The organism is Segeticoccus rhizosphaerae, assembly GCF_009192725.1.
Lineage (GTDB): Bacteria > Actinomycetota > Actinomycetes > Actinomycetales > Dermatophilaceae > Segeticoccus > Segeticoccus rhizosphaerae.
In genome coordinates this window covers 1-7,701 of the sequence record NZ_VOHR01000187.1, presented here as the reverse complement: position 1 = coordinate 7,701, position 7,701 = coordinate 1, and the positions used below count along the sequence as shown (strand labels likewise).

Annotated in this window: 8 protein-coding genes and 1 pseudogene; 3 read left to right on the top strand and 6 right to left on the bottom strand. The window is 70.7% G+C overall.

Going from position 1 to position 7,701, the window contains the following annotated elements:
* A pseudogene (locus FRW57_RS14215) lies at positions 1–204 on the bottom strand (HNH endonuclease); the annotation flags it as partial.
* Positions 205–310: 106 nt separating this feature from the next.
* A complete protein-coding gene (locus tag FRW57_RS14210; protein WP_152186296.1) occupies positions 311–904 on the bottom strand; it encodes a helix-turn-helix domain-containing protein in 594 nt (197 codons plus the stop codon).
* A 56-nt stretch (positions 905–960) separates the two neighbouring features.
* On the opposite strand from FRW57_RS14210, the gene FRW57_RS14205 reads away from it, so the two are divergent.
* Positions 961–2,004 carry an NAD(P)/FAD-dependent oxidoreductase gene (locus FRW57_RS14205; protein ID WP_202911639.1) on the top strand — a complete coding sequence of 348 codons (1,044 nt, stop codon included), beginning with the start codon at positions 961–963 and terminating at the stop codon, positions 2,002–2,004.
* 97 nt (positions 2,005–2,101) lie between these two features.
* Here the strand turns inward: FRW57_RS14205 and FRW57_RS14200 are convergent, their stop codons facing one another.
* The 3 genes from FRW57_RS14200 to FRW57_RS14190 form a co-directional block, all read right to left on the bottom strand.
* Positions 2,102–2,518: a hypothetical protein gene (locus tag FRW57_RS14200; RefSeq protein ID WP_137122699.1), complete on the bottom strand. Its 417-nt coding sequence runs from the start codon at positions 2,516–2,518 to the stop codon at positions 2,102–2,104.
* A 72-nt stretch (positions 2,519–2,590) separates the two neighbouring features.
* Positions 2,591–3,412, bottom strand: a complete 822-nt coding sequence (locus FRW57_RS24785) for a helix-turn-helix transcriptional regulator (protein ID WP_137122698.1) — start codon at positions 3,410–3,412, stop codon at positions 2,591–2,593.
* An 89-nt stretch (positions 3,413–3,501) separates the two neighbouring features.
* A complete protein-coding gene (locus tag FRW57_RS14190; RefSeq protein WP_152186295.1) occupies positions 3,502–3,990 on the bottom strand; it encodes a cupin domain-containing protein in 489 nt (162 codons plus the stop codon).
* 139 nt (positions 3,991–4,129) lie between these two features.
* On the opposite strand from FRW57_RS14190, the gene FRW57_RS14185 reads away from it, so the two are divergent.
* Together FRW57_RS14185 and FRW57_RS14180 are read left to right on the top strand one after the other, a co-directional pair.
* Positions 4,130–5,608 (top strand): UDP-N-acetylmuramoyl-L-alanyl-D-glutamate--2,6-diaminopimelate ligase, encoded by a 1,479-nt coding sequence (locus tag FRW57_RS14185; RefSeq protein WP_152186294.1) that lies wholly within the window; start codon positions 4,130–4,132, stop codon positions 5,606–5,608.
* A 251-nt stretch (positions 5,609–5,859) separates the two neighbouring features.
* The gene (locus FRW57_RS14180; protein WP_238999435.1) at positions 5,860–7,386 is read left to right on the top strand and encodes a DEAD/DEAH box helicase; all 1,527 of its coding nucleotides are present in this window, start codon (positions 5,860–5,862) and stop codon (positions 7,384–7,386) included.
* 12 nt (positions 7,387–7,398) lie between these two features.
* Here FRW57_RS14180 and FRW57_RS14175 read toward each other — a convergent pair.
* On the bottom strand, positions 7,399–7,701 hold a 303-nt coding region (locus tag FRW57_RS14175), incomplete at its 5' end, for an enoyl-CoA hydratase/isomerase family protein (RefSeq protein WP_203230336.1).

The window sequence follows — 7,701 nt, the reverse complement described above, 5'->3', positions numbered from 1 at the left end:
GACCCCGCGCCCCCGCCGCACGGCCGGCACTCCGCGAGCAGCTTCGGCTTCGCGGGTTCGGGTGTCCAACGCGACGGCCAGCCGGGCCTGCCGAGCCGCGGCGGCGGACTTGAGCCGCTCCAACGCGGCCAGCTGGTCGACCAGCTCCTCGGCCGCTGGTCCTGCGGTGTCCTCGATCGCAAATGCCTCCAGCACTTTGTCCACAACGGATTCGATAAATCTGCGGACTTCGCCCTGGCGCTCCATCAGGCACCGATCGAGCGTCGTGGAAGCGTCAGCCGGAGTGGTTCCCGAGCGAACGGCATACGGATCAACGGGCGCTCTTCGGGCGGGCGCGCACGTGGGCGCGTTCACCCTGCTGTCCGAAGAGGACGAGGTATTCCACGGCGCCGGTATCAGCGGCGCCGAACCAGTGCGGGACGTGCGTGTCGAACTCGGCCGCTTCGCCAGGGGAGAGCACCAGGTCGTGCTCGCCGAGGACCAGCCGCAGCTTCCCGTCGAGGACGTAGATCCACTCATAACCCTCGTGCGACTTGGCCTCCGGACGGCCTTCGGCCGCACGGCTTTTCGCGGGAATCACGAACTTGTAGGCCTGGATGCCACCCGCTCGTCGGGTGAGGGGCAGCATCGTCATCCCGTGGCGTTTGACCGGCCGCAGGTGGATTCGGGGATCACCGGTCGGTGGAGCGTCGACGAGCTCGTCCTGGGTGACGCCGTGCGCGCGGGCCAGCGGGAGCAGCTGTTCGAGGGTGGGCCTGCGACGGCCGGACTCGAGTCTGGAGAGGGTGCTGACCGAGATGCCTGTCGCCGCAGACAGATCGGCGAGCGTCGTCTCCCGCTGCTTGCGCAGGGCCCGGAGTCGCGGGCCGACCGCATCGAGGGCTTCGTCGAGGTCGTTGTCCATGACGACAAGTTTGCCAGGTCAGCAAAGGAAGTTGCGCGTTTGGTGGAAGACGCCGCATGGTTCTCGTGGAGGTGGTCACGGTGGCCGAAGAACTGGAGAACAGGTATGACGTCGCGGTGGTCGGTGGCGGCGCCGCCGGGCTGGCCGGGGCGCTGATGCTCGGCCGTTCACGGCGGTCCGTCGTGGTGATCGACGCCGGCGAGCCGCGTAATGCCCCGGCCCGTGGGGTGCATGGACTGCTTGGACTGGAAGGGATTTCGCCGTCCGCCCTGCTCGAACGGGGGCGGGAGGAGGTCCGTGGCTACGGAGTCGACCTGCGCCAGGGTGAGGTCGAAGCGGCTGCTCGCGACGGTTCCGGCTTCGCGCTCACACTGAAGGACGGCGCTGCGGTGCGCGCGCGCCGCCTGCTGGTGACGACCGGTCTCGTCGACCAGCTGCCCGACCTACCGGGTTTACGGGTGCGGTGGGGCCGCGACGTGCTGCACTGCCCCTACTGCCACGGCCACGAGGTGCGCGACCAGGCGATCGGGGTGCTGGCCAGCGGGCCCATGTCGGTGCACCAGGCGTTGCTCTTCCGGCAGCTGAGCGCCGACGTCACCTACTTCACGCACACCATGCCCGCGCCGACCGACGAGCAGCACGAGCAGCTGATGGCCCGCGGTATCACGGTGGTCGAGGGCGAGGTGACGTCCGTGGAGTCGTCGGGGGATCGCCTGGTGGGTGTCCGGTTGGCCGACGGCACCCTGGCGCGCCGGGCGGCACTGGTCGTGGCGTCGCGGATGGTCGCGCGAGCGGGCTTCCTCAGCGCCCTCGGGCTGCGGCCGGTGGAACACCCCTCGGGCATGGGCCAGCACATACCCGCCGACCCGACTGGTCGCACCGAGGTGCCCGGCGTATGGGTCGCGGGCAACGTCACCGATCTCGCAGGGCAGGTGAGCACCTCAGCTGCGGCGGGGGCGATGGCCGGCGCCCAGATCAACGCCGACCTGGTCGGCGAGGAGACGGCACGGGCTGTTGCCGAGCAGCGCGACCCGTTCTCCGCCGACTCGGAGCAGCGGGTGTGTGAGCTGGTGCTCGGCGATCGGCGCCACGGCCAATGACCAGTGAAGTGGCCACGAGCTGGTCGCCCACGCCCCCATCCTCTCTGCGGCTCGACGTCCCGGCCGCGCCCAGGACGTGCCACGGAGGATGAACAGGTCAGAGGAACCGCAGCGACAGGCAGGTCTCCAAACCCAGGCGCGCCATGACAGCACGCTGGAACCCGCCGAACGCCGCCTGCGCGGTGGCACCGTCGATCACCTTCGGCCGGCCCAGCCGCCTTTCGGTGCCCTTCCACAGGATCGTGCACTCGCCTGCGGCGAGCACGTTGCGCACCCAGTTGGTCTTCGGTCCCCACGGCAGTGGGACCACTACGCCGCCCGGGACGGGCCGCACGACCACTGGCACGCTCAGCTCACGTCCGGACCGTCGGCCGCGGTGGCGCACGACACCCCACAGCGGGAAGGCCCGGTGCCCGGCCAATGGGCGGGTCAGTCCGATCGTGCGGCTGGCGACCCGCCAACCGAGGGTCGAGGGCGGGCGGCTGACGGGCGATCCTGCCGATCCTGTGCTCATGTGTCCATCGTGCGCCGCACCGCTGTCGCGGCACATCCCGGCAACCATGTACGGCGGTATGCCGGAATCCCGTCAGGCCAGGCCCTGGCGCACCGCGTAGGCCGTCGCGTCGGCACGTCCCCTGGCGCCGATCTTGCGGTAGAGGTTCGCGGCGTGGCGCTCGACCGTGTGCACGGAAATGTCCATGCGGGCCGCGATCTCGGCGTTGGAGTGGCCCTCGGCGAGGAGTCGGAGCACCTCGAGCTCGCGGGGAGTGGCGTGGACCTGTGAGGCCAGTTCCGACACATCGATCCGGCCCGCCTCCGCGAACAACGCCCTGGCCAGGGTCGGCGTGGCCGCGGTGCGGAACGACTCGGCGATCAGCCGCCCCGACTCCCCGGCCTGCCAGCCCAGCCAGGTGTGCGCGGCGGTCTCGGCAAAGAGGTCCCAGTCCTGGTCGATGAGTGAGAGCAGCGCCTGGGTCTGCTGAGGGCTCATCGAGTCACGAAGGCGCAGGGCGCCGCCGAACAGCACCAGCCGACTGACGCGCCGAGGGTGAGCCGCGGCATACGCGATGGCGGCCGGAACGGAGTGGTAGTAGCCCAACAGGGCAACCGGCTCGGGTCCGACAGCCTCGACGACGGCAGCAAGGTCGCGCAGCTGGCCGTCCAGACCGAGCCCGGCGTGGTCGACGCGGCGGTCCGAGGCCCCGGTGCCCCTGCCGTCATAGAGGATCAGGCGGAAGGACCCGGCCAGGCGCTCGTAGGCCCGGCGCAACGTCGGGACGCGCCACTGGGCGACGAGATTGCCCATGGAGGGCATCCAGATGAGAGGTGGTCCGACGCCCAGCGCCGTCCAGGCCAGGGTCACGCCGTCGCCGGTGCGGGCGGAGCGCAGCGGCGGCGGACTGGTCATGGTTGCAGTATTCCGGTCATCGGTCAGGCGGCTGGGAGTGGCGTGGTCGTCCCTCGTCGGCTCGCGCGACCTCGGTGCGCCAACGGTGCTCAGTCGACCCAGTGGTTGTCGTGCTCGATCGCGAACGCGGCGCGCTCGGCGTCGGTCAGGGTCTCGCCGGCGGCCATGCGCGCCAACCCCTCGAAGTAGGCCTCACGCGGCGCGCCGGGCGCGAAGTGCAGGAGCATGGACGCTGCTCCGGCCTCGTTCCTGAAGCCGTGCAGGCCACCGGCCGGGGCGTGGACGAAATCGCCGGGACGGGTCGTGACCCAGCCCTTGCCGTCGAAGATGGAAACCTCGCCGGCCAGGACGTAGAACGACTCGGTCATCGTCTTGTGGAAGTGGGCGTCCGGTCCGCTGCGGGGCCCGGCAAACTCCCAGCGGTAGAGGCCGAACAGGCCCCCGGTGCCTTGGCCGGTGGCGAGGTAGTGCACGCGATTGCCATTGGGGTAGACGATCTCCGGCATCTCGCCGGTGAGGCGGATCGAGGCACTGATCTCACCGGTGTCTCGGTCGTAGATCGGTGGTGGGTAGCTCATGGAAACTGCCTACCGCACGGGCTCGGCCGCTGTCATGCCGATTCCGGGCCACCCCGGGCCTTGGGCCCTGACTCGCGCTGCGATCGAGGCTGACACCGGACGTGGGGCGCCGCTCCTTCCGGCTTGCTAGTCTGCGGCGGTGAATCTGGACCGCTCCGAGCTCAGCCGCATCCTGGGCGTCGACCTCCCTGCAGGAGCGGACACCGTCATCGGCGTCACCCACGACTCCCGGGCGGTCGAGGCAGGATTTGCCTTCGTCGCGGTGCCCGGGTTCCGGTTCGATGGTGTCCAGTTCGTGCCCGAGGCGCTGCGGCGCGGCGCGTCCCTCATCGTCGCCGAGCGCGAGGTGCCGGACACACCGACGGTGGTGGTCCCTGACGCCCGCGCCGCACTGGCCGAGCTCGCCCGCGCCGTCCACGGCCATCCCTCCCGGGAGCTGGAGGTCTACGGCGTCACCGGCACCAACGGCAAGACGACCACGTCATACGCCCTCTACTCGATCCTCTCGGGCATCTACGGCGTCGAAGCCTGCGGCCTGAGCACCACTGCGGAGATCGTGGTCGCCGGAGAGCGGGAGCCCGCCCTGCGGACCACCCCGGAGGCGCCCGAGGTCCAGTCGATGCTCGCCAGGATGCTCGAGGCGGGGGTGCAGCGTGTCGTCATGGAGGTGTCGTCCCACGGCGTGGCCCTGAAGCGGGTGACCGGCACCCACTTCGCCGGTGCGATCTTCACCAACCTCACCCGCGACCACCTCGACCTGCACGGGACGATGGAGGCCTACTTCCAGGCCAAGCGCGAGCTGTTCGTCTGGGCGGACGGGCCTAAACTGGCCAACGCCGAGGACGAGTGGGGCAGGCGGCTCGCCTCCGAGATCGCCGGGACCAAGACGTTCGGCGGCGTGCCCGAGGCGGACTACCGCGTCGAGGAGGTGCAGTCGGAGCGCAACGGGACCCGGTTCGACCTGCGCCACGCCACGGGGGCGGTGACGTTGCACACGCCGTTGCTCGGCGCCTACAACGTGCTCAACGTGGCAGGAGCCGCCGCGTTCGCGCTCGAGATCGGTGCCGCTCCAGACGCCCTGGTCGGCGCGGTACGCGACATGGCCCAGGTACCGGGGCGGTTCGAGCGGGTGAGCACCGAAAGGGCGCTGCCCTTCGAGGTCATCGTCGACTACGCCCACACCGACGTGGGCCTCGCGGCGGTGCTCGAGGTGGCTCGCCAGACCGCAGCTGCCACGGGGGAGCACCCCCAGGGCCGGGTCATCTGCGTCTTCGGTGCCGCCGGTGACCGGGACAAGGCCAAGCGCCCCCTGATGGGCGAGGTGGCGTCGCGCCTCGCCGACGTCAGCATCGTCACGACGGATGACGCCTACTCCGAAGACCCGGTGACCATCGCGAACGAGGTTGCGGTCGGGGCCGATCCGGCGCGGACCACGGTGATCGTCGACCGGCGCGAGGCCATCCGTGAGGCGCTGCTGCAGGCCCGGCACGGTGACATCGTGGTGGTGGCCGGCAAGGGCCACGAACGGGTCCAGCACCTGCCCGACGGGGACGTGGAGTTCCACGACGCGACGGTGGTGGGCGAGCTTCTCGCCGAGCTCGGTCCGGCCGTGGCGTGACCATCTCTGCCGCCGGATAGCCAGTTCTTGCGTTCCTTTTAGAGCCGGCTAGAGAGTGGGATCAACGGTCCCCGGCCGGGCCGTGGTCAAGCAGTGCGCCGAGAGCCACTACACTCTTCACAGCGGCCCGCACCGTTCTGCCTCGGGCCTGCTTCCTTAGTCGATCGCTCAAGCGCCGCGACCACTGACGAGTCGCGCCGGGCAGAACGACCCTTTGACGTACGGAGTATCCCCCTGTGTCTGTTGACACGGTGTCTGTTGACACCTTCGCCGGTCTCGGCGTGCCCATGGCCCTGTCCTCGATCCTCGAGGCCGACGGCATCACCACCCCCACCCCGATCCAGGCGGCCACGCTGCCCGACTCCCTCGCCGGCCGCGATGTCCTCGGCCGCGGGCGCACCGGATCGGGCAAGACCTATGCCTTCCTGCTGCCCGTCCTGACCCGGCTCGCGGCCAGCAACCGCCGGCGCCAGCCCAAGCGGCCGCGTGCCCTGATCGTGGTCCCGACCCGCGAGCTGGCCACACAGATCGACACGGCCATGGCCCCGCTGGCGAAGGCGCTGAACCTCAAGACACTCACCGTGTTCGGTGGCGTCGGCGCCAACCCCCAGATCAACGGACTGCGTGCCGGCGTCGACGTGGTCGTCGCCTGCCCCGGCCGGCTCGAGGACCACATGCGTCAGGGCCACGTGAGCCTCGACGCCATCGAGATCACCGTGCTGGACGAGGCCGACCACATGGCCGACCTCGGTTTCCTGCCCTGCGTGCGCCGCATCCTCGACGCCACGCCCCGGGCCAGCCAACGACTGCTCTTCTCGGCGACCCTGGACGCCGGGGTCAACGTCATCGTCAAGCGCTATCTCACCGATCCGGTGACGCACCACGCCGATTCGGCTCAGTCGCCCATCTCGAAGATGACCCACCACGTGCTCCACGTGCAGCAGGACCAGCGACTTCCGGTCCTGCAGGACCTCACGGCAGCGCCGGGACGCACCGTGGTGTTCACCCGCACCAAGCACGGCGCCAAGAAGCTGGCCAAGCAGCTCAACGCCTCGGGAGTCCCCGCCGTCGAGCTGCACGGCAACCTGAGCCAGAACGCGCGGACCCGCAACATGGACGCGTTCAAGGACGGCAGTGCGCGGACCCTGGTCGCCACCGACATCGCCGCACGCGGCATCCACGTCGACGACATCAACCTGGTCATCCACGCCGACCCGCCGGTCGAGCACAAGGCCTACCTGCACCGTTCCGGCCGCACCGCACGAGCCGGCGCCGAGGGCACCGTCATCACCTTGATGACCGACGACCAGGTGCGTGACGTGCGCGACCTGACCCGCAAGGCGGGCATCAACCCCACCACGACGCGGATCGACGCCCGGCACCCACTGCTGAAGCAGCTCGCACCCGGTGAGCGCACCTTCTCCGAGCCGCTCGTCGTCGCCGCTCCGGGGGACAACGGCAACGGCGGTGGTCGGGGTCACCGCAACGGTGCGGGCCGTCGTACCCGCGCCGACGCGACGGGTCGGGCCGGAGGGCGCGGTGGATCCGGGCGCTCCGGCGGCCAGCGTGGGGGATCCTCCTCGGCAGGGGCCGGCTCATCCAGCCGGAACGGCTCGAACGGCAACGGCTCCGGGCGGAGTGGCTCGAAGCGCGGCTCCGGCGCAGCACGCAACGGGCGCGGTGGCGATGGCGGCCGCGGGGGGTCGGCCAAGGTCTACAGCACCTCGTCCGGGTCGGGCGGCGCCGCGGCGTTCTCCGCCGGTCTCGGCCGCCGCTGACCCGCTGCGCCTTCAGCCCGACACACCGAAGAGAGCCTGCACGGCCTCGGCGCTGACCTCCTCGAGTGTCGCCGGGGCCCATCGCGGGTCGTGGTCCTTGTCCACCAGGAGCGCCCGCACACCCTCCAGGAAGTCCGAGGACTCGAGGAACGCCTCTCCCAGAGCGCGGTCCTGGCCCAGCACCTCCTCGAGGGTCGACATCGTCGCGGCGCGACGAATCGCCTCCAGCGTCACCGCCACCGACATCGGCGACCGGCTCGCGACCACCTCGGCCGCGGCCCGGGCCGGTTCGGCGGGGTGCGTCCGCAGCGCGGC

Coding starts and splice junctions, on each gene's coding strand:
- FRW57_RS14210 (WP_152186296.1), bottom strand. CDS start 904: ATGGACAACGACCTCGACGAAGCCCTCGATGCGGTCGGCCCGCGACTC.
- FRW57_RS14190 (WP_152186295.1), bottom strand. CDS start 3,990: ATGAGCTACCCACCACCGATCTACGACCGAGACACCGGTGAGATCAGT.
- FRW57_RS14200 (WP_137122699.1), bottom strand. CDS start 2,518: ATGAGCACAGGATCGGCAGGATCGCCCGTCAGCCGCCCGCCCTCGACC.
- FRW57_RS14205 (WP_202911639.1), top strand. CDS start 961: ATGGTTCTCGTGGAGGTGGTCACGGTGGCCGAAGAACTGGAGAACAGG.
- FRW57_RS24785 (WP_137122698.1), bottom strand. CDS start 3,412: ATGACCAGTCCGCCGCCGCTGCGCTCCGCCCGCACCGGCGACGGCGTG.